Origin of the sequence: Mycobacterium sp. ITM-2016-00317, assembly GCF_002968295.1 — a bacterium.
Lineage (GTDB): Bacteria > Actinomycetota > Actinomycetes > Mycobacteriales > Mycobacteriaceae > Mycobacterium.
Window position 1 is genome coordinate 2,529,606 of sequence record NZ_CP134399.1, and the last position, 20,705, is coordinate 2,550,310.

At 68.4% G+C, this 20,705-nt stretch carries 21 protein-coding genes; 7 read left to right on the plus strand and 14 right to left on the minus strand.

The window, feature by feature from the left end; all coding sequences use genetic code 11:
- Positions 1 to 36 precede the first annotated feature (36 nt).
- Positions 37 to 588 (minus strand): TetR/AcrR family transcriptional regulator, encoded by a 552-nt coding sequence (locus C6A87_RS12130; RefSeq protein ID WP_311117902.1) that lies wholly within the window; start codon positions 586 to 588, stop codon positions 37 to 39.
- 107 nt (positions 589 to 695) lie between these two features.
- Between C6A87_RS12130 and C6A87_RS12135 the strand changes: the two genes are divergently transcribed.
- Positions 696 to 1,580 (plus strand): acyl-CoA thioesterase domain-containing protein, encoded by an 885-nt coding sequence (locus C6A87_RS12135; RefSeq protein WP_311117441.1) that lies wholly within the window; start codon positions 696 to 698, stop codon positions 1,578 to 1,580.
- Here C6A87_RS12135 and C6A87_RS12140 read toward each other — a convergent pair.
- On the minus strand, positions 1,577 to 3,208 hold the full coding sequence (locus tag C6A87_RS12140; protein ID WP_311117442.1) for a DUF885 domain-containing protein: 1,632 nt from the start codon (positions 3,206 to 3,208) through the stop codon (positions 1,577 to 1,579). The two genes, C6A87_RS12135 and C6A87_RS12140, sit on opposite strands and share 4 nt — an antisense overlap.
- A complete protein-coding gene (locus C6A87_RS12145) occupies positions 3,201 to 4,097 on the minus strand; it encodes a neutral zinc metallopeptidase (protein ID WP_311117443.1) in 897 nt (298 codons plus the stop codon). Before C6A87_RS12145 ends, C6A87_RS12140 begins: the two co-directional genes overlap by 8 nt.
- Before the next feature lie 86 nt (positions 4,098 to 4,183).
- Between C6A87_RS12145 and C6A87_RS12150 the strand changes: the two genes are divergently transcribed.
- Complete coding sequence (locus tag C6A87_RS12150; RefSeq protein WP_311117444.1) at positions 4,184 to 5,689, plus strand: carboxylesterase family protein; 1,506 nt, start codon at positions 4,184 to 4,186, stop codon at positions 5,687 to 5,689.
- A gap of 234 nt (positions 5,690 to 5,923) precedes the next feature.
- On the opposite strand, the gene C6A87_RS12155 is transcribed toward C6A87_RS12150, so the two are convergent.
- Entirely contained in the window at positions 5,924 to 7,285 is a 1,362-nt protein-coding gene (locus tag C6A87_RS12155) for a DUF222 domain-containing protein (protein WP_311117445.1), read from the minus strand.
- Positions 7,286 to 7,388: 103 nt separating this feature from the next.
- Between C6A87_RS12155 and C6A87_RS12160 the strand changes: the two genes are divergently transcribed.
- Both C6A87_RS12160 and C6A87_RS12165 read left to right on the plus strand, forming a co-directional pair.
- Positions 7,389 to 8,621, plus strand: coding sequence for a transposase family protein (locus C6A87_RS12160; protein ID WP_311115498.1), 1,233 nt, complete (start codon positions 7,389 to 7,391; stop codon positions 8,619 to 8,621).
- Positions 8,622 to 8,763: 142 nt separating this feature from the next.
- The gene (locus C6A87_RS12165; protein WP_311117446.1) at positions 8,764 to 9,066 is read left to right on the plus strand and encodes a hypothetical protein; all 303 of its coding nucleotides are present in this window, start codon (positions 8,764 to 8,766) and stop codon (positions 9,064 to 9,066) included.
- An 86-nt stretch (positions 9,067 to 9,152) separates the two neighbouring features.
- On the opposite strand, the gene C6A87_RS12170 is transcribed toward C6A87_RS12165, so the two are convergent.
- Together C6A87_RS12170 and C6A87_RS12175 are read right to left on the minus strand one after the other, a co-directional pair.
- On the minus strand, positions 9,153 to 9,656 hold the full coding sequence (locus C6A87_RS12170) for an SRPBCC family protein (protein ID WP_311117447.1): 504 nt from the start codon (positions 9,654 to 9,656) through the stop codon (positions 9,153 to 9,155).
- Positions 9,657 to 9,700: 44 nt separating this feature from the next.
- Positions 9,701 to 10,600 carry an oxidoreductase gene (locus C6A87_RS12175; protein ID WP_311117448.1) on the minus strand — a complete coding sequence of 300 codons (900 nt, stop codon included), beginning with the start codon at positions 10,598 to 10,600 and terminating at the stop codon, positions 9,701 to 9,703.
- Positions 10,601 to 10,670: 70 nt separating this feature from the next.
- Here C6A87_RS12175 and aspS point away from each other — a divergent pair, with 70 nt between their 5' ends.
- Together aspS and C6A87_RS12185 are read left to right on the plus strand one after the other, a co-directional pair.
- Entirely contained in the window at positions 10,671 to 12,446 is a 1,776-nt protein-coding gene (gene aspS, locus C6A87_RS12180; protein ID WP_311117903.1) for an aspartate--tRNA ligase, read from the plus strand.
- A complete protein-coding gene (locus tag C6A87_RS12185; RefSeq protein WP_311117449.1) occupies positions 12,443 to 12,931 on the plus strand; it encodes a nitroreductase family deazaflavin-dependent oxidoreductase in 489 nt (162 codons plus the stop codon). The genes aspS and C6A87_RS12185 overlap by 4 nt, the downstream gene beginning before the upstream one ends.
- On the opposite strand, the gene C6A87_RS12190 is transcribed toward C6A87_RS12185, so the two are convergent.
- From C6A87_RS12190 to C6A87_RS12200, 3 genes are all read right to left on the minus strand, one after another.
- Positions 12,873 to 13,292 (minus strand): SRPBCC domain-containing protein, encoded by a 420-nt coding sequence (locus C6A87_RS12190; RefSeq protein ID WP_311117450.1) that lies wholly within the window; start codon positions 13,290 to 13,292, stop codon positions 12,873 to 12,875. The genes C6A87_RS12185 and C6A87_RS12190 overlap by 59 nt on opposite strands.
- Before the next feature lie 36 nt (positions 13,293 to 13,328).
- Positions 13,329 to 14,381, minus strand: coding sequence for a MerR family transcriptional regulator (locus tag C6A87_RS12195; protein WP_311117451.1), 1,053 nt, complete (start codon positions 14,379 to 14,381; stop codon positions 13,329 to 13,331).
- Positions 14,382 to 14,445: 64 nt separating this feature from the next.
- Complete coding sequence (locus C6A87_RS12200; protein ID WP_311117452.1) at positions 14,446 to 15,645, minus strand: acetyl-CoA C-acyltransferase; 1,200 nt, start codon at positions 15,643 to 15,645, stop codon at positions 14,446 to 14,448.
- Between the two features lie 95 nt (positions 15,646 to 15,740).
- On the opposite strand from C6A87_RS12200, the gene C6A87_RS12205 reads away from it, so the two are divergent.
- Complete coding sequence (locus tag C6A87_RS12205; RefSeq protein WP_311117453.1) at positions 15,741 to 16,229, plus strand: helix-turn-helix domain-containing protein; 489 nt, start codon at positions 15,741 to 15,743, stop codon at positions 16,227 to 16,229.
- Here the strand turns inward: C6A87_RS12205 and C6A87_RS12210 are convergent.
- Genes C6A87_RS12210 through C6A87_RS12230 form a run of 5 tightly spaced genes read right to left on the minus strand, consistent with a single transcriptional unit; the run spans position 16,217 to position 20,658 of the window.
- Entirely contained in the window at positions 16,217 to 17,038 is an 822-nt protein-coding gene (locus C6A87_RS12210) for a BtpA/SgcQ family protein (protein WP_311117454.1), read from the minus strand. The genes C6A87_RS12205 and C6A87_RS12210 overlap by 13 nt on opposite strands.
- A 59-nt stretch (positions 17,039 to 17,097) precedes the next feature.
- Entirely contained in the window at positions 17,098 to 17,868 is a 771-nt protein-coding gene (locus C6A87_RS12215; RefSeq protein ID WP_311117455.1) for an SDR family oxidoreductase, read from the minus strand.
- Positions 17,869 to 17,897: 29 nt separating this feature from the next.
- Complete coding sequence (locus C6A87_RS12220; RefSeq protein WP_311117456.1) at positions 17,898 to 18,959, minus strand: sn-glycerol-3-phosphate ABC transporter ATP-binding protein UgpC; 1,062 nt, start codon at positions 18,957 to 18,959, stop codon at positions 17,898 to 17,900.
- 23 nt (positions 18,960 to 18,982) lie between these two features.
- Complete coding sequence (locus C6A87_RS12225; RefSeq protein WP_311117457.1) at positions 18,983 to 19,798, minus strand: carbohydrate ABC transporter permease; 816 nt, start codon at positions 19,796 to 19,798, stop codon at positions 18,983 to 18,985.
- Positions 19,795 to 20,658, minus strand: a complete 864-nt coding sequence (locus tag C6A87_RS12230; RefSeq protein ID WP_311117904.1) for a carbohydrate ABC transporter permease — start codon at positions 20,656 to 20,658, stop codon at positions 19,795 to 19,797. Before C6A87_RS12230 ends, C6A87_RS12225 begins: the two co-directional genes overlap by 4 nt.
- Positions 20,659 to 20,705: the final 47 nt, after the last annotated feature.

Sequence of the window (20,705 nt, forward strand, 5' to 3'; positions counted from 1 at the left end):
GCATTACCGAGAATGGTAACGACATTACCACGGGCGTTATCGCAGGAGTCCGCGCACGCAGAAAGTGTGGATCTGGGCCGCGACGATCGGTGTCCCGTTGAGTCCGGCGCCCAGATCGCGCAGCCGGAGCGCGCCGAGCACCGTCTGCATCAGGATCGCGGCGTCGGTGTCGATGTCCAGGTCGGGACGGAACGCGCCCTCCTCGATCCCGCGGCGCAGGATGTCGGCGATCAGCCGGTGCAGCGGCGCGAGCACGTCGGCGAACTCCTTGGGCCGGGTGTCGATCAGATGGTCGTTGTAGTAGGTCAGACCCCTGTTGATGCTGTCCTGGGTGCTGGACTCGGGCGGGGCGCTGATCCGGTCGATGAGCCGGTGCAGCGCGTCGACCCCGCTCAGGGATGCGGTCTCGACGCGCCAGCGTTCGGTCGCGTCGGCCATGATCTTGTCGGTCAGCGCCAACAGCAGCTCGTCCTTGGTCGCGAAGTGCTGATAGAACGCGCGCAGCGACGTCTTGGCGCGCTCGACCACCTCCAGGACGGTGAAATCCGTGCGGCCCGTCTCGCCGAGGATCTCCAGCGCCGACCGCATGAACCGGCTCGCGCGGGATTCGGGTTCATCCACGGTAATGACGTTACCGCTTTTGGAAAACCTCAGTTACTGTTCCCACGACAGTCACCGAGTGGAAGCGATGGCACATGACAACCGATTCGGCGCAAACCCCGTGGACGGTCCAGGGTCTGCTCGACCTGTTCGACGCGCAGCCTTCCGGGCAGGACGTCTTCACCGCGCAGACCGGCCTGGCGGCCGAGGACGAGCGGCAGGTGGTGGAGGGCACGCAGGTGCTCGCCCAGTCGATCGTCGCTGCCGCCAAGCGCTTTCCGGACAAGTCGGTGCGTTCGGTGTACTCGGTGTTCGCCAGGGCGGTGCTGGTCGGCGCCGGTCCGGTCGAGTTGGACGTCGACGTGGTCAGCGAGGGCCGGTCGACGGCGACGGCGGTGGTCACGGCGAAGCAGAACGGTAAGCGGTGCATCACCACGACCGTGCTGGTCGACGTGCCGACCGCCGACGTGATCCGTCATCACCTGCCCAGGCCCGAGGTGGCGCCGCCGGCCGAGGCGAACGCGTCGGCGATGCCGATGACCGGACGGGAACTGCGCCTGGTCGACGTCGTCGACGTCAACAGCCCCGACGAGGTCGGGCCACCAGAGCTGTTCGCGTGGCTGCACTACGACCCGATTCCCGAGCGCGACGATCTGGCCAAGGCGCTCATCGCGTATTTCACCGGACACCTTGGCATTTCGACCACGATGCGGGCCCATGAGGGCATCGGCACCAGCCAGGCCCACCTCACGGTGTCGACCGCGCCGATGACGGTGTCGGTCAGCTTCCACGAGCCGGTGCGCTGGGACGGCTGGCTGCTCTACACCCACGAGAGCACGCAGGTGGGTGCCGGCATGTCCTACGTGCGGGGGACGGTGCACACCGAGGACGGCGAGTTGCTCGCATCCTTCACCCAGGACGCGCTGATCCGGCCCCTGCGCACCACCGACACCGCAATCAAGGAGCATTCGCGCCTCTAGAGTGCGGCCAGCACGGCCGAGCGCAGCACCTCCAGCGGCAGGCCGCCGAGGTCCAGCGCCCGGCTGTGGAACTCCTTCAGTGACACCCCCTGGGCGACGACCTCGTCGCGCAGTTGCTGCCAGATGCGTTGGCCGATCGCGTAGGACGGCGCCTGTCCCGGCCAGCCGAGGTAGCGGTCCAGCTCGAACCGCAGGTTCTCTTCAGCCATCGCGCTGTGGGCCTGCAGGAACGTCCACGCCCGGTCCGCATCCCAGGTGCCGCCGTCGGGCGCCTTCAGTCCGCAGTGCACACCGATGTCGATCACCACCCGGGCTGCGCGGAACCGTTGTGCGTCAAGCATTCCCATTCTGTTGCCGGCGTCCTCCAGCCAGCCCAGCTCGGCCATCAGCCGCTCGGCGTAGAGCGCCCAGCCCTCGCCGTGGCCGGACACCCAACAGCCGAGCCTGCGCCAGCGGTTGAGCTGGTCGGCCAGCACCACCGCGCGGCCGATCTGCAGGTGGTGTCCGGGCACGCCTTCGTGGAAGACCGTGGTGGTCTCCTGCCAGGTGTGGAACGTGTCGACGCCGCGCGGCACCGACCACCACATCCGGCCGGGACGGGACAGGTCCTCCGACGGGCCGGTGTAGTAGATGCCGCCGGTGTGGGTCGGCGCGATCCGGCACTCCAGGTTGCGCAGCGCGGGATCGATGTCGAAGTGCTTGTCGGCCAACGCATCCACCACGCGGTCGGACAACTCCTGCATCCAGCGCTGGAGTGCGTCGGTGCCGTGGACGAGGTAGCGCTGCTCGCCGTCGAGCCGGCGCAGCGCCTCGGCCGCCGACGCCCCGGGGTAGAGCCGGTCGGCGATCGCGTCCTGCTCGGCCACGATGCTGTCCAGCAGGTCCAGACCCCACTCGTAGGCCTCGTCGAAATCGACTGCGGCGCCGAGGAAGTTGCGTGACATCACGGTATAGACGTCGCGCCCGCAGCCGTCGGTGTCCCGGGCGTGCGGGGCGATGTCGTCGCGCAGCGTGGTCGCCAGCCAGCTGTAGGCCTCGGCCGCGTTCCTGGCGTGCCGGGCGAGTTGGGGCTGCAGCGCGGGGACGTCGGCGTCGGCGACCATCGTCACGAACAGTTCGGCGTTCTGGTCGGCCTGCTGGATGCCCCGGCGCACCTGCCGGGCCGCGGGGGCGCGTCCGTCGCGGGCCGCCGCACGAAGCGCGTCGGCGTACCCGGCCACCCGCTGCGGGATCTGGGTCAGCCGCCGGTCGACGGTGGCCCACTCGTCCTCGGTGTCGGTGGGCATCAGGTCGAAGACGTCGCGCATGGTCTGCAGCGGGGAGGCGATGACGTTGAGTTCGCCGAGATCGAGGCCGGCGTCGTGCATGGTGAGCAGCACGCCGAGGCGCTCGCGCATCGCGGCGGCGGTGACCACGTCGACGGCATCGGTCGCGGTCACGCCGTCGAGTTCACGCAGCGCGGCGCGGGCGGCCTCGGCGCGGGCCTTCACACCGTCGGGGGAGTAGTCGGTGATCTGGTCGTCGTGGCCGGCGATGCCCGATTCGGTGGCTGCGCACGGATCCAGCGCCGCCGAGATCTCCAGATAGCGTTCGGCGACGGCGTCGACGGCCGTGGTGGGCCTAGCCAAGGTTGTTCGTCGCGAAGGTGTCGCACTTGGCCGGGTCGCCGGTCTGGTACCCGGTGGTGAACCACTTCTGGCGTTGCGCCGAGGAGCCGTGGGTCCACGACTCCGGGCTGACGCGGCCGGTGGCCGCCTCTTGGATACGGTCGTCGCCGACGGCCGAGGCCGCGGACAACGCGTCGGCGATGTCCCTGTCGGTCAACGCTTCCAGGAATGGCACGTCGGTTCCTTCCTGCTTGGTGATTGCGGCGTAGTGCGCCCACACCCCGGCGTAGCAGTCGGCCTGCAGTTCGGTGCGCACGCCTCCGCCGGTGGGTCCGGTCGGATCCTGCTGGGCGCGGCCGAGCACGCCCTGCAGGTTCTGCACGTGGTGGCCGAACTCGTGGGCGACGACGTACTCCTGCGCGAACGGGCCGCCGCTGGAACCGAACTGGGTCGTGAGCACGTCGAAGAACCCGGTGTCGAAGTAGGCGGTCTGGTCTCCCGGGCAGTAGAACGGGCCGACCTCGCTGCTGGCGAAGCCGCAGCCGCCGGTATTCACACCGCCGGTGAAGATCTCGACGTTCGGCCGCCGGTAGCCGGGCATCAGCTGCGCCCACACGCCGTCGAGGGAGTTCCCGGTCGCCACGACCCGGCACTGCACGATCTCGTTGGCGTCCTTCCCGGTCCGGCACTGGCTGAGGTCGAACCCGGGCGCCTCGACGCCCTGGGTGTCCATCGGGGCCTGGGCGGGCATCACCGTGCCAGGGTCGACGCCGAGGAACAGCGCCACCACGACGATCAGGAGCCCACCGAGACCGCCGCCGACCGCGATGCCGCGCCCGGGACCGCGGCCCCCGCCACTGCTGGTCGATGTGGTGCTGGTGTCGATCCGCATGCCCTCGTTGAAGGTCATGTCGCTACCCCCGTCCACCGCCTGCCCGCTGCGCGGGGCTGCCTGACACCCATGCCGGTCCAGCTTCGCACACTACGATTTGGCGCGTGGCTGCCGTCGCCGGAGAACCAGCTGTGCTGAGCACGCCGTCTGGGGATCTGCGTGGTGAGGTCGAAGGGGGCATCGGGGTCTGGCGTGGGGTGCCGTACGCCGAGCAACCGGTCGGACCGCGGCGGTTCCTGGCTCCCGAGCCGCCGGCCCCGTGGTCGGGGGTGCGCGGCGCGCGGGAACACGGGCCGTTGCCGCCGCAGACCAAGTCTTTCGTCGGGGGTGGTCGCGACGATCCGAAGGTGCGCGACGAGGCGTGCTTGACGCTGACGGTGTGGTCGCCGGACACCACCGCGTCGCTGCCGGTGATGGTGTGGATCCCCGGTGGCGCGTTCGTCTACGGCGCGGGACAGTTCCAGCTGTACAACGGCGCGCGGCTGGCGGCCAACGGCAACGTGGTCGTCGTCAACGTCACCTACCGCATCGGTGTGTTCGGCGGGCTGGAGCTCAGCGACCTCGGAGACGGGTTCGACGACAACCTCGCGCTGCGGGACCAGATCGCGGCGCTGCGCTGGGTGCGCGACAACATCGCCGCGTTCGGCGGGGATCCCGGCCGGGTGACGATTTTCGGCGAGTCCGCGGGCGCGACGTCGGTGCTGGCGTTGATGGCGGCGCCGGAGGCCGCCGGCTTGTTCGACCGGGCGATCGCGCAGAGCCCGGCGCTGCCGCTGATCGCCGACCGTGAGTTCCGGGCGGCCCATGCGCACGAGTTCCTGCGCCGGCTCGGTGTCGACGCCGACGAGGTCAAGGCACTGCCGCAGCGTCAACTGCGGCGGGCGGCGGGCATGCTGCAGCTCAAGAGTGCCGCGACCACCCCGACGCTGGCCTACGGGCTCACGCACGGCACGGATCTGTTGCCGCGCCATCCAGTCGATGCCGCGCGGGAGGGACTGATGTCACCGGTGCCGTTGATCGTGGGGACCAACAGCCATGAGGCGTCGATGTTCGCGTGGACGAAGCCGCCGATGCTGCCGACCACCAAAGCCTCGATCGACGGGTACTTCGAGCGTGTCGCGCCGCACGCCAAACAGGCGGTGCTGCAGGCATATCCGGCCTATCCGCGGCGCAGCGCGCTGGTGGCCTTGGGTGCGGATGCGATGTTCGGCGGACCCACCTGGGCTTTCGCGGACGCCTACAGCTCGCATGCGCCGACGCGGATGTACCGCTTCGACCATTTCGGGTTGAGCCTGCGCATGCTGGGTCTGGGCGCGACGCACGGCAGCGAGATCGTCCACATCCATCACAGCTACGCGTCGTTCGTCGGGCGCAAGCTGCACCCGTTGGGACGGCGGATCCAGCCCGGTGTCGGGCGCCGGATGCAGCGGGCCTGGCTGGATTTCGCCCTGGGTGGGGCCGGCGTTGAACAGTGGCCTTTGTACGAGGCAGGGGAGCGTCTGACGCGGTTGATCGCGTCCACTCGGGACGTGATGGCGTCTGATCCCGACCGGGACCGCCGGACCGCCTGGGCGGCGGTGTATCAGAACGGTGGCGGGTCGTCTCCGTAGTCGGGTTCGCGCCATCCGGTGGTTGATTCCCACGGGGTGTGACTGCGTGGTTCGGGGTGTGCTCGGGTGTTCTGGTTGTCTGGTGCGCGTTGTTTGCGGTTGCGTCGGCGTTCGGCTTCGATGGATCGGGCTCGGTTGTGGGCGCGGGTGTTTCGGCGTTTGGGCATCTTTGTGCCGCGGTGGGGGCTGATGACCGGCTCGGGTGGGTCGCCGGTCCAGAGGGTGGCGGTGGGCTTACATAGTGCGGGGAAGAGTAGTCGGCTGCCGGGGTGGGTGGTGTAGGTGTGGCCGGTGGGTGCGGTCCAGACGACGGTGCCGTCGGGGTATTGGCGGTCGCGCCATCCGGTGGCGCCGGTCCAGAACGTTTTCAGTAAGTGGTGAAAACGGCACAGGGCTTTGAGGTTTGAGGCGTGGGTGGGTCCCAGCGGGTAGGGCACGGTGTGGTCGATGTCGGCCAGGGTGGCCGGGGCGTCGCAGCCGGGGAAGCGGCACGTCAGGTCTCGGCAGCGGATGAACTCGGCCAGCGCCCGCGACGGGGTGTAGCGCGGTTCGGGTCCGGACATGCCGGGGTGGATGAGGGGGCGGATTCTGGCGCCTTCGCACATCTGGGCCAGTAGCCGGGTCGGGGTGAGCCCGGCCCCGAAGATATAGGCCGGCCTGGTCCGCGGCGCGGGCGCCGCCTCGGGTCTCTTCGACGTCAGTCTCTTCCGCGCCGCTGGCCTCTTCGCCGCCAGCGGTGTCCTCGTCGGTGCCGCTGGTGTCGGGGGTGGGGTCGGTGAGGATGTAGAGGGTGGTGTCGCGGACCGGTCGGGGGTGGTCGGTGCCTGCGCAGGTGGTGTTGCCGCAGCCGCAGGCCAGGGTGGCGGGCGTGGTGTTGCCGGTCAGGCGGGCGGTGATGGCCGCGGCGCGGCGGTGGTCGAGGCTGCGGGGGTCGTCTTCGCACACGCTGAAGGCCATCTGGTCCATCAGTTGTTCGGCGATGGCGGCGTCCCCGGCGAACAGCCGCGCCCAGATCGTGGTGAATCCGGGCGGATCGGTGGGGCTGCCGAACTGGACTGCGGGTTCGATCACGGTTTCTTTTTTGGTGCGTACGGCGTCGCGGTCGTGGCGGGCCACCAGCGCGTCGATCTCGATCTCGGTCTTGGCCACCGACTTCGCGCCCCAGCCGCTGATCTCGGCGGCCAGCTCAGCATCCACGGCAGCCATCACCGCCGGGTCGGTGATCAGGTAGGTGCGCCAGACGATGGCCCGGACCAGCATCTCGCTGATCTGGCCGGCCAGAAACAGCGCGAACACCTTCGGCAGCCGGTCCCGTAATGCCACGCCGCGGTGGGCTTGAGCGGAAGCCAGGCCGGCGGTGATGTGTTGGGCGGCGCCCAGTTCGGCGGTGACCGCGGCGTCGGGGTCGATCCACCACAGTTCGCGGTCTCCGGCGGGCAGGTCGGTGCGGCGGATGAACAGCTCGGCCATCACCGCCAACTTCCGGGCGCATGCGGCGTTCTCGACGCGGGCGCTGGCGCGGGCGGCATCGACCAACTCCGCCGCCGACAACCCGGCCAGCTGCTCCGGCTCCGGGACCCCCGACGTGTCGAACATGTGTTCGAGTATATCGGGGTGCGCTGACCGCGTTGACTCATCAAAAATGCGCGCGAAAGGGTGATTCGTTGCCTCGCTGAAAATGCGCGCGTAGGCCAAGTGGATGGGGTTGACATTGGCTCAGCGCAGAGCAATCACCGAGACCACCGCGACTCGCTACCAGGGGGCGAGTAAGCGCGATAAGGGTCTGATCCTCGATGAGTTGTGTGCCAACACCGGCTGGCATCGCAGCCATGCCCGTAAGGCCCTCAAAGCCGCACTGGCGCCCACCGTCATTACCCTGCGCGGTCCTCGACCGGTGCACTACGGAACCGAGGTCATCGCTGCGCTGACGGTCTGCTGGACGGTGTTGGGCATGCCCGCCGGCAAACGGCTGGCACCGATGCTCGCCGAGTTGGTGGCCGTCCTGCGTCACTTCCGGGAGCTGGTCATCAGCGACGAGACCGCGGCACTGCTGGTGTCGATGTCGGCAGCCACCATCGATCGCCGCCTGGCCGATGAGCGGGCCAGATGCAAGATCAGGGGGCGCGTGGGCACCAAGCCGGGGTCACTGCTCAAAAGCCAGATCGCCGTGCGTACCTGGGCCCAATGGGATGACGTGGTGCCCGGCTTCGTCGAGATCGATACGGTATTCCACGACGGCGGCCTCCGCGGTGGGGGTCATGCCTTCACGCTGACGGTCACCGACATCGCCACCGGCTGGACCGAGAGCCGTTCAATGCCCGACAGGATGGCCAAACACATACTGGCTGCACTCAATCACGTCGCCGCGGCGATGCCGTTCCCCATTCTCGGCGTGGACTCCGACAACGGATCAGAGTTCATCAACGACGACCTGCTGGCATGGTGCCAAGACCGCCGCATCACGTTCACCCGGTCACGGCCGGGCAACAAGAACGACGGCTGTCACGTCGAGCAGAAGAACTGGGCGGTGGTCCGCACGGTGGTGGGCTACTACCGCTATGACACCGCGTCAGAGCTGTTGCTACTCAACGAGATCTGGCAGCTGCAGTCGAAGCTAACCAACTACTTCCACCCCCAACAAAAATTGATCTCCAAAGTCCGCACAGGCGCCAAAGTGTCCAGGAAACACGACAAGGCCACCACCCCGTTTCACCGTGCGATCAACCACCCGAGCATGACCGTGGACCGCATCGTGGCACTCAAACGGACCTACTCGCTAATCAATCCGGCCGCTACCCGACGCCAGATCCAGGCGTTGACCACCCAGCTCTTTACTCTGGCCACCAGCAAAGCCCCAGGCAACGCACCCGCTCCAGTCACCAAGCGCGCACGCTCACGTGAGGCAACGAAGCACCCTTCGCGCGCATCTTGACATGAGGCAACTGGTGACAGCAGCGGCGGGTTTCTGCCACCGGTGCGGCTAATTTCTGCCAGCTGAAATTATTGCGCTGACCTGCCGGTTCTAGCCATCAGAAGCACAGAGCAATACACCGCCAGGGAAGAAGTTGAGATCAATGAAGAACCTCACCATCGCCACCGCGTTCGCCGCCGGCCTGGGTGCTGCAGTCCTGGGACTGGCTGCACCGGCTGCTGCCGCACCGTCGGGCTCCAACGCCGATGCCACCATCAGCCAGCTCGAAGCCCAGGGCCACCGCGTGGTGGTCAACCGGCTCTCGAACGCTCCGCTGAGCGAAGCCAGTGTCGTGGGCATCAACAAGGGCGGTGACATCCGCTCGACCACCCGCGACTACTTCAACGACCGCACCTACCAGAACACCAAGACCGGCAACAGCATCTACTACGTCGACGTCAAGTAACCCGACAGAGCTTCCCGGGTGACAGGGCCACCTCCGTAAAAAGGGGGTGGCCCTGTTGCATGCCGAGCGGGGCGCGCGAGGGACGGTCAGCGGGTCGCGAACCGGCGGTCGGTATAGCCGCGCAGGTTGTGCAGGAAGCGCTGAAACATCCAGCCCATCACGGGTTTTCCGGCGGCCAGGCCAATGCGTCCCGCCAGGCCGTTGGGCTTGAGCGCCATGATCCAGGTGAGGTGGCAGCCTTCGGCGGTGGGCACCACGCGGTAGTCCTCGGCGAAGGCCGAGATACTCGACGTGCTGGCCTCGTTGAACCGGAAAGCCATGCGGGTAAACGGTTCCCACGCGAGGAACTCTTCGGCGCCGGTGATCCCGCCGCGCATGTCCACGGTCCGGGTGGTCCCGACTCCGCGCGGCTCGGGGCTGGTCCACGTCACCTTGGTGATGACGCTGGCCCAGTGCGGCCAGGAGGTCTCGTCGGCAAGGACCTCGAACAGCTGCTCCGGCGTGATGGCCAGGTCGACGGTGCTGACGAAGCGGTATGGGGCGGTGTCGACGAAGTCCAGGCCCACGCGCTCGCAAGGATGCATGACCATACACAGTAGGCCACCATGATTGGTCTGCGCGCCGGCCCGGACCGTCAGCCCGGTCCGTCGCTCGCGGCCGCCAGCAACGGCACCAGCACCTCGCTCATCGGCGCGGGCAGACCGTGGGCACGCGCCTTGCGCAGGATCACCCCGTTGCGGATGTCCCATTCCAGCGGCACCCGTGCCTCCCGGTCGGTCAGCATCGACGTCGTCAGGTCTTCGGGCACCGACGCGAACAACCTGCCCAGCTGCTCGGGCACGTCGTCGCCGAGCGACGCACCCTCGGCCCGCGCGACGGCCAGGCACTCGGCGCCGTAGCGGCGCGTCAGCTCGGCGATGTCGTCGCGCCGGTACATCCCCGACCGCCGCCCCGTCAGCACCATCAGCCCGGCCACCGCGTTGGTCAGCAGCTTGTGCCAGGCCGCGCTGACGTAGTCGGGGTCGTTCTCGACGGTCAGCCCGGGCACCCGCAACAGGCCGGCCAGGCGGCGGCCCGCGTCGTCGTCGGGCAGGACCAGCCGCGCCGCGGTACGCAGCCGCACCCAGCCCTCGGCCTGGCGTTCGGCGGAGATCCACACCACCGACGGCACCACGGTCGTGCCGGGGCGGTAGCGGCCCACCCGCTCGACCTGTTCGACCCCGTTCTGCAGCGCGCACACGATGGTGTCGTCGCCGCACAGACGGTCCAGCCACACCGAGGCGCCCGCGTTCTGCGTGTCCTTGACCCCCCACAGCACGACGTCGACCGGGTCGGTGACGGACACGGGATCGGTCACCACCGGGCCCGGCGCCACCAGAGGGCCGCTGACCCCGCTCTCGGGATCCGGGCGCACCTCGATCGACTCCCGGGCGCTGCGGCCGCACACGATCACCTGGTGACCCGCGGCGTGCAGCAGCGCCGCAACGGTGGCTCCGATGGCTCCCGGACCCACCAGCGCGATGCGCATAACCATGCTCGCCAAACTACCCAGCGCAGGCCACTAGACTGACCCGTTGACTATCCCCCGCGAACAGGAGTACTTCGTGCTGCGCACCCGCACCGCCGGTTCATTGCGCCCCACCGACGCCGGTCAGACGGTGACGCTGGCCGGCTGGGTGGCGCGCCGCCGCGACCACGGCGGCGTCATCTTCATCGACCTGCGCGACGCCTCCGGGGTGGCGCAGGTCGTGTTCCGCGAGGGGGAGGTGCTCGCCCAGGCCCACCGCCTGCGGTCGGAGTTCTGCATCGCCGTCACCGGGGTCGTCGAGATCCGGCCGGAAGGCAACGCCAACCCGGAGATCGCGACCGGCGAGGTGGAGGTCAACGCGACGTCGTTGACGGTGCTGGGGGAGAGCGCACCGCTGCCGTTCCAGCTGGACGAGACCGCAGGCGAGGAGGCTCGGCTCAAGTACCGCTACCTCGATCTGCGCCGTGAGGGCCCGGGCAACGCAATCCGGTTGCGCTCCAAGGTGAACGCCGCCGCCCGCGCGGTGCTCGCCGAGAACGACTTCGTCGAGATCGAGACCCCGACGCTGACCCGCTCGACCCCGGAGGGCGCCCGCGACTTCCTGGTGCCCGCGCGGCTGCAGCCCGGCTCGTTCTACGCGCTGCCGCAGAGCCCCCAGCTGTTCAAGCAGCTGCTGATGGTGGCGGGCATGGAGCGGTATTACCAGATCGCCCGCTGCTACCGCGACGAGGATTTCCGCGCCGACCGCCAGCCGGAGTTCACCCAGCTCGACATGGAGATGAGCTTCGTCGACGCCGATGACGTGATCGCGGTGTCCGAACAGGTGCTGCGGGCCGTGTGGGCCACGATCGGCTATGACCTGCCGCTCCCGCTGCCGCGGATCAGCTATGCCGAGGCGATGCGCCGGTTCGGTTCCGACAAGCCCGACCTGCGCTTCGGCCTGGAACTCGTCGAATGCACCGACTACTTCAAGGACACCCCGTTCCGGGTGTTCCAGGCCCCCTACGTGGGCGCGGTCGTCATGCCGGGCGGCGCGTCGCAGCCGCGGCGCACCCTCGACGGCTGGCAGGAGTTCGCGAAGCAGCGCGGCCACAAGGGCTTGGCCTACGTGCTGGTGGCCGAGGACGGGACGTTGGGCGGGCCGGTGGCCAAGAACCTGACCGACGCCGAACGCGACGGGCTGGCCGCGCACGTGGGCGCTCAGCCGGGGGACTGCGTGTTCTTCGCCGCGGGTACGGCCAAGACCGCCCGCGCGCTGCTCGGCGCCACCCGCATCGAGGTCGCCAAGCGTCTGGACCTGATCGACCCGAACGCGTGGGCCTTCACCTGGGTGGTGGACTGGCCGATGTTCGAGTCCGCCGACGAGGCCACCGCCTCCGGTGACGTCGCGGTGGGCTCCGGCGCCTGGACCGCGATGCACCACGCGTTCACCGCGCCCAAGGCCGAGTCCGAGGCCACCTTCGACACCGATCCGGCCGGCGCGCTGTCCGACGCCTACGACATCGTCTGCAACGGCAACGAGATCGGCGGCGGTTCGATCCGTATCCACCGCAGTGACGTCCAGGAGCGGGTGTTCGCGATGATGGGGATCGACCACGACGAGGCCCGGGACAAGTTCGGATTCCTGTTGGACGCCTTCACGTTCGGGGCTCCGCCGCACGGCGGCATTGCGTTCGGCTGGGACCGGATCACCGCGCTGCTGGCCGGCGTGGACTCGATCCGGGAAGTGATCGCGTTCCCGAAGTCCGGCGGCGGCGTCGACCCGCTGACCGATGCGCCCGCCCCGATCACCGCGCAGCAGCGTAAGGAATCCGGGATAGACGCCAAGCCCGAGAAGCTGGACAAGGCATGACCGAACCGGACAACGACAGCGCCGCGCTCGAGGAGTTCAACCGCAAGGTCGTCGACGAGTTCCGCGCCAACGGCGGCAGGGTCGGCGGCCCGTTCGAGGGCTCCACGCTCCTGTTGCTGCACACCACCGGTGCGAAGTCGGGCAAGTCGCGGCTCTCTCCGCTGGGGTACATGACCCTCGGCGACAGGATGCTGATCATCGGCGCCTATGCCGGTGCGCCCAAGCATCCGGCTTGGGTGCACAACGTGCGGGCGAACCCGAAGGCCTACATCGAGATCGGCACCGACGCCTACGACGTCGACGTCCGGGAACTGCCCGACGACGAACGCGAAGCGCTGTATCCCAGGATCGTCGAGAGCGCGCCCAGGCTGGCCGAATACCAGGCCGAGACCGAGCGCGTCATCCCGGTGTTCGAGCTCACCCGGCCTAACGTCCCGTCAGCTCGGTTGTCAGCCGGTCGAGCAGTTCCGCGTTGGCCGAGGTGACGACCGGCCCGAGACGGGTGCCGACGTCAGCATTCTCGAACACCTGATGCCAGCCGACCTTCGTGCCGGTCGGTGTGGGCTCCAAGGTGACCGTCAGCAGGTACCGCGGACCGGATACGTGGTGCAACACGATCCGGTGCGGGGGATCCAGTTCGGTGACGGTGATCTCGTTGCGGTAGTCGCGGCCGTCGGGACCGTGCATGACGAACGACCAGGTGGCGCCTACCTCGAACGCGAACGCGGTGAACGTGTTGGTGAAGCCTGCCGGACCCCACCAGCGGGCCAGTCGCGTGCTGTCGGTGAACGCGGCGTAGACCTCGGCCGGAGAAGCACCGATGGCACGGGATGCCTGGAAAGCCATGTCTTTCACGCTAGATTCGCTGTCCCCTCCGGGTCGTCATCGGGCGCCGGGCGCCGCGATGGGCATGGCGTAGGTGGTCAGATCCCCGTGGTCTGCCGAGCGGATCGTGGCCGGTTGGTCGACGGCGCGGAGATCGACGAGCACGTCGGCCCCGATAGCGGTGCTGACCGCCGGGTACAGGGTGGTCATCTCGAACCAGATGCGGATCGGCTCGCCCTCGACCCGCGCCCCGGTCGTCCGGCGACCGTGCACGGCCAGTCCGTCGGTGGTGACGTCGAGCAGTACGTGGTCGGCGGGGTGCTCCTCAAGTGCCTGCAGAAGCCGTGGCTTCGAGACCGCCAGGCGCGTGCTCACCGCACCGAGTGCGTCCACCATCTGCCGGTAGTCCGGGAATGGTTCGCTCAGTAGGCGGCAATGGCGGTCGCCGCGGTCGTCCGCCCGGAACCAGACACCGTGGTCAGTCCCCTCGATGTTCACCAGCGGTGCGCGGCGCAGCGCCGCTACGGCTGCGCGGAGGTCGTCGGCGTGCACGGTGGCCGTCCATGCCGTGGTGGCCTCCTCGACGGACATCAGCGAGCGTGTGCAGAGACGGTACCGATCGGTCGCGGTCAAGGTGATTGCCCCGCAATCGGCTTCGAGGCGCACACCGTTGAGTGCAGTCAATCCTGGTTCGCACGAGGTAGCGGCGAGGACCTGGTCGATCGCGGCGGCGACCATCGGCCCCCTGACGGTGCCCACCTGTAATGGGGGAGACGCGGGCAGCGACGCTCTGATGGCCGCGGCCTGCTGTTGGACGGCGAAGGCGTCCGTGATCACCGTGTGGACGTGCTCGTCGATCAGGCGCATCGCCTCTTCCCGGTCGGCGTCGAGCGCGGATTGCACCGCGGCGAGCGGCAACCCGATCTCACGCAGCCCTCGGAGCAGTACGGCGCGCTCCAGTTGCGCTGCCCGGTAGAACCGATAACCGGTCGCCGGGTCCACCTCCGCCGGGAGGAGGAGGCCGGAGTCGGCGTAGAAACGCAACGCGCTCGCGGTGAGACCGCTCTGCCGGGCGAATGATCCGATCGGCATCAGCTTCGAATGTGCCACTCCGACATCATCGAACTTCGACCTACCTGAAGGTCAATCCCTCAGTCCCCGCCGGAGGAGTTCCTCAGAGCCGCTCGATGACGGTGGCGTTGGCCATCCCGCCGCCTTCACACATGGTCTGCAGCGCGTAGCGCCCGTCGCGCTGCTCCAGTGCGTTGACGAGCGTGGTCATGATGCGCGCGCCGCTGGCGCCCAGCGGATGCCCGATCGCGATCGCGCCGCCGTTGACGTTCGTGCGCGACAGCAGGTCGGCGCTTCCAGCGCCGGCCACGTCGGCGGCCCAGGAGAGCACGACCGGGGCGAACGCCTCGTTGACCTCGAACAGGTCGATGTCCGACAGCTTCAGGCCCGACCTCGACAGCGCCTTCTCGGTGGCCGGGATGACCCCGGTGAGCATGTACAGCGGATCGGAGCCGACCGCGACGGTGGTGTGGATCCGCGCCAGCGGCCGCAGCCCCAGTCGCCGCGCCGCGGCTCCACTGGTGATCAGCACCGCGGCGCTGCCGTCGGACAGCGGTGACGAGTTGCCCGGGGTGATGTGCCAGCCGATCTGCGGGAACCGCGCGCCGATCGCCTCGTCGTAGAACGCGGGCCGCAGCCCCGCCAGTGTCTCGACGGTGGTGTCGGGGCGGACGATCTCGTCGGCGGTCAGGCCTGCGACGGGCGCCAACTCGTTGTCGAACAGCCCGTCCTTGGCGGCCCGGGCCGCCTTCTGATGGCTCGACGCGGAGAATTCGTCGAGCTGGGTGCGCGACAAACCCCACTTGGCGGTGATCAGTTCCGCGCTGATGCCCTGGGCGACAAGGCCTTCCGGGTAGCGGGCGGTCATGTCGAGGCCGAACGGATTGCTGCCGGGCAGCACCGAGGAACCCATCGGTACCCGGCTCATCGACTCCACACCGGCCGCGACCACCACGTCGTACGCGCCGGCCAGCACGCCCTGCGCGGCGAAGCTGATCGCCTGCTGGCTGCTGCCGCACTGGCGGTCGACGGTGGTGCCGGGCACGGTCTCGGGGAAGCCGGCGCCGAGCAGTGCGTTGCGCGCGATGTTGACGGCCTGGTCGCCGACCTGGGTGACGGCGCCTGCGATGACGTCGTCGACCTCGGCGGGGTCCACCCCGGTGCGCGCCACCAGTTCGCGCAGGCTGTGCACCAACAGATCGGCGGGCAGCACGTCGTGCAGTGCGCCGCTGGGCTTGCCCTTGCCGACCGGAGTGCGGACGGCGCCGACGATGACGGCGTCGCGATCGGAATAGTCGGCCATGACATCCTCCTGGAGTGCGGAGCTGAGTATGATTAGATGTACCTAGATGTAACACCTAGGTATAGTCATAACAACCCAGCTGTGGAGTGATGTACATGACAGTGCTGCAGGGACCGCTGGCCGACCGCAGTGCGTGGTCGGCGGTGGGCCGGTGCCCGATCGAGAAGACGATGGCGCTCGTCGGCACCAAGTCCGCGATGCTGATCATGCGTGAGGCCTACTACGGCACCACCAGGTTCGACGACTTCGCCAAACGGGTGGGCATCACCAAGGCCGCCGCGTCGGCGCGGCTGTCCGAACTGGTCGAGGCGGGTCTGCTGACCAAACGCCCCTATCGCGAACCCGGCCAGCGGGTCCGTGACGAGTACGTGCTGACCGAGGCGGGCACCGAGTTGATGCCGGTGGTGTGGGCGATGTTCGAGTGGGGGCGCAAACATCTCGACGACGACGCGGCACTGCGGCTCACCCACCTGGGGTGTGGCGAGCCGGCGGGTGTCGAGATCGTCTGCGCCGCAGGACATCCGGTACCGCCCGACGAGCTGGGGATCCAGCTCGCCGGGCGGACACGTGATCAGCCCAGCTGAGCGCGGAACTCCCGGGCTGCGGTCATGAGCTCTTCGACGCGTGACTTCTCGACGGCGTTGGCGAACAGGCCGTCCTTCTTGAAGTAGGTGCCGACCACCGCGCCGTCGGCGACGCTGAGCTGCGTCCCGACGTTCTCGGCGCGCACACCGGTGTTGACGAACACCGGCACCTCGCCCGCGGCGGACTTCACGACCCGCAGCGCTTCGGCGTCGGTGGGAGCACCCGCGGTGGCTCCCGACACGCAGATCGCGTCGGGCCGGGTCGCGAAGACCGTGGTGCGGGTGATCGAGGCCAGGTCGCGATGGGCCAGGTACTGCGCCGACTCCGGGACGATGTTGAAGAGCAGCTTCACGTGCGACCCGCCCACCCGCGCGCGGTGCCGGGCGACCTCTCCGACGTTGGTGTCCCACAGTCCGAAGTCGCTGGCGTACACCCCGGTGAAGATCTCGCGGACGAACTTCGCGCCTGTGGCCACCGCCAGGTCGATCGACGCCCGGCCGTCCCACAGCACGTTCACGCCGTAGGGCACCGAGAGGTCGGGTAGCAGTTCACCGATGATCCGGGCCATGGTGATCGCGGTGATCGGTTCGGTCTTGGTCAGGTACGGCAGGCTGAACTCGTTGCTGATCATGACGGCGTCGACGCCGCCCTCCTGCAGTGCGTGCAGCTCGGTGCGGGCACGGTCGACGACAGCGGTGATGCCTGCGGCGGAGTCGAAGCCGGGATCACCGGGCAGCGCGGACAGGTGGAGCATGGCGATGACGGGCTTGGTGACGTTGAAGACCTCGTCGAGCCAGGTGGTGGTCACTTCTGATGCCTTTCTCTTGCGGTGAAGTGTGGTGAGGGGGAGGGTGTTTCGGCGCGGACTCAGTCCATGTAGGCGCCGCCGTTGACGGCAAGCGCCTCACCGGTGATGAAACGGGCGTCCTCGGAGAGCAGGAACGCGACCGCGCGGGCGACGTCCTCGGGCTGTTCCAGCCGGCCCAGCGGCGTGTCGGAGATCATCATCGCGCGCACACCGTCGGGGGTGGTGCCGCGCAACTCCGCTTCCCACTCCAATTCCCTTGACTGCATGGGAGTCTCTACGAAGCCGGGGCACACGCAGTTGACGGTGATGCCGTGCTCGCCGAGTTCGCAGGCCATCGCCTGGGTCAGGCCGACGACGCCGAACTTCGACGCGACATAGTCCGCCAGGAACGGCACCCGGCCCTGCTTGCCCGCCATCGACGCGGTGTTCACGATCATCCCGGGTGTCCCCGCGCGCACCATCTCCCGCGCGGCGGCCTGGCCGCAGACGAAGACGCCCTTGAGGTTGACGTCGAGGGTCTGCTCGTACCGCTCGATCGGTGCGTCGAGGAAGCGGTGCATGAAGGAGATCCCCGCGTTGCTCACCCACGCGTCCAGCCCGAACCGTCCGGCGATGTCGGACGCGACCGCGGCTGCGGCCTCGGGGGAGGTGACGTCCAGCGGCGCCGACTCATGCCCGGCCGTCGGATTCGGCAGTGCCGCTGCGACCTCGGCCGCGGCCCCGCCGTCGACATCGGTGACCACCACCCGCCAATCCCGTTGGGCCAGTGTGTTGGCGATCGAGCGTCCGATACCGGAGCCCGCGCCGGTCACCACGACAGTTCTCGTCATCTGTGCTACTCGTTTCCTATCTTTTCTGCTCAGCCGACAAGACGTCGGCCGGTGGCGGTATCGAAGAGGTGGGTGGCGCCGGGACGGGCAGCCAGGTCGACGGCGGTGCCCTCGGAGATGCCCGACAGTCGCGAGGTCTCCACCACGCTGGTCAGTTCGGTGCCGCGCGCGTCGATCGTGACGATCGCGCGCGGGCCGAGATGCTCGATCAGGATCACCCGGGCCGCCGCGTCGCCGTCGGAGACGGTGGGCAGCAGGTCGTCGGGCCGCACCCCCAGTGTCACCGGGCCGGCGGCCGTCGGCTGATCGACGGCCAGGCTGAAGCCGTTGCCCATGGTGAACGTGGTGCCCGAGACCTCGCCGTCGATCAGGTTCATCTTCGGGCTGCCGACGAACGCCGCGACGAAAGTGTCTGCGGGACGGGCGTATACCTCCTGCGGGGTGCCCTGCTGGGCGATCTGGCCGTCGCGCATCACCACCATGCGGTCCGAGAGCGTCATCGCCTCTTCCTGGTCGTGGGTGACGTAGACCGAGGTGATGCCGAGGCGGCGCTGGATCTGCAGAAGCTCGGTGCGGGTCTCCACCCGCAGCTTCGCATCGAGGTTGCTCAGCGGCTCGTCGAACAGGAACACCGAGGGCTCGCGGATGATCGCCCGGCCGATCGCGACGCGCTGCTGCTGGCCGCCGCTGAGGTCTTTGGGCTTGCGGTTCAACAGTTTCGCAAGCCCCAGCGACTCGGCGATCTCCGCCGCCCGGGCGAGCGCCTCGCCTCGCGGCGTCTTGGTGGCGCGCAACGGGAACGCGATGTTCTCGGCCACCGTGAGGTGCGGGTAGAGGGCGTAGTTCTGGAACACCATCGCGATGTCGCGGTCCCGCGGCTGCAAGTGGGTGACGTCCCGGTCGCCGATGGTGATGGTGCCGGAGGTGACGGTCTCCAGACCGGCGAGCATGCGCAGCGAGGTCGACTTGCCGCAGCCCGACGGGCCGACGAGCACGGTGAAGGATCCGTCGGGCAGCTCGAGGTCGAGATCGCTGACGACAGAGGTGTTTCCGTACGCCTTGTTGACGCCGGAGAAGCGAACGGTTGCCATGGTGCGCAAAAACCTATCTATGCCTAGAACTTCACCGCGCCGCCGCTGATGCCCTGCACCAGCTTGCGTTGGATGAAGAAGCTCGCGATGACGACGGGGACGACCGCGATGAGGATCGCCGCGCTCATCGAGCCGATCTGCACCCCGCGGAACGTGTTGAAACCTGCGATGGCCACCGGCAGGATCGCCGCTTTGCCGGGAGCCAGGATGAGCCCGTAGAACAAGTCGTTCCACGACAGCGTGAACCCGAAGATGGCCGCGGCGCCGATGCCCGGATAGACCTGCGGCAGCACCACCATGCGGAACGCCGCGAACCTGCTGAAGCCGTCGACCTGGGCCTGTTCCTCCAAAGACCGGGGCACCGCCTCGAAGAAGCCGATCAGGAACCAGGTCACCACGGGCAGAACGAAACTCAGGTGCGCGAAGATCACCGGGATCAGCGTGTCGGTCAGCCGCAGCGCGTAGGCCATGGTCAGGAACGGAAAGACCAGCACCGCCGGCGGCAGCACCTGCGCGGCGAGCATGCCGAACTTGGTGAGGGTGCCGCCGGCCCGGTAGCGCGCGATCGCGTAGGCGCCCATGCTGCCGACCACCACGCTGATGCCGACGGTGACCAGCGCGACCAGCGCGCTGCGCCCGGCAGCGCCGAGGATGCCCGAGGCCAGCACGTTGTGCCAGCTGGCGAAGTTCGGGGTGAACGCGATCAGGAACGGATCATTGAGCTGTTCGGACGTTTTCACGCTGGCCAGCGCGATCCAGACGATGGGGAAGAGCACCGAGATGCCCGCGGCCCAGAGCAGTGCCACCCGCAGAACGGTGACCACGGTGGAACGGGTCATCGCGCTCCCTCCTGTCTGCGCGTCCTCTCCATCCGTCGGAATGCGATCACGATGACCGCCAGCACGACCACCATCACGATGAACGCCATCGACGAAGCCGAGCCGAGCCGGAAGAATTGGATGCCGGTCTGGTAGATGAAGTACTGCAGCGTCTCGGTTTCGGTGCCGGGCCCGCCGCGGGTGGTGGCGAACACGTACTCGAAGACCTTCATCGCGTCCAGGCTGCGCAACAGGATCGCGACCACCAGCACGGGTGCGAGCAGCGGCAGCGTGACCCGACGCAACACATAGAGACCACTCGCCCCGTCGACGCGCGCGGCGTCCAGCGGTTCCTTCGGAATCGATTCCAGGCCGGCGAGCAGCAGCAGCACCATGAACGGCGTCCACTGCCAGACGTCGATGAACGCCAGTGTGTACAGGGCGCGGCCGGGCCCGAAGAAGTCGTACTCGATCCCGAGTCCGTCCAGCATCGCCGGGATCGCCCCGAGTTGGTCGTTGAGCAGGAACCGGAACGTGAGCCCGACCGCGATCGGGGTGATGAACATCGGCGCCAGCAGCATCGAACGGGTGAGATCCTTTGCCCACTTCTGCTTTTGCAGCGCCAGTGCGATGGCCAACCCGATCACCAGCTCAAGACCGACGGCCACCAGGACGTAGAGCGCGGTCGTGCCGAACGCGCCCCAGAAGGCGCCGTCGGAGAACGTGGCGACGTAGTTGTCGGCGCCCACCACGGTGGGCGCTCCTCGATCGGTCAGCTTGTAGTCGGTGACGCTGAGGTAGGCGGCGTAGACCAGGGGGAAACCGACCACCCCGACGAAGAGGGCGGCGAGGGGGGCGACCATCCCGTGCTGAAACCTCAGAGGTGACTTCACGGTCGGTCTCGCTCCTTTCGCGGGGTGGTCGGTTT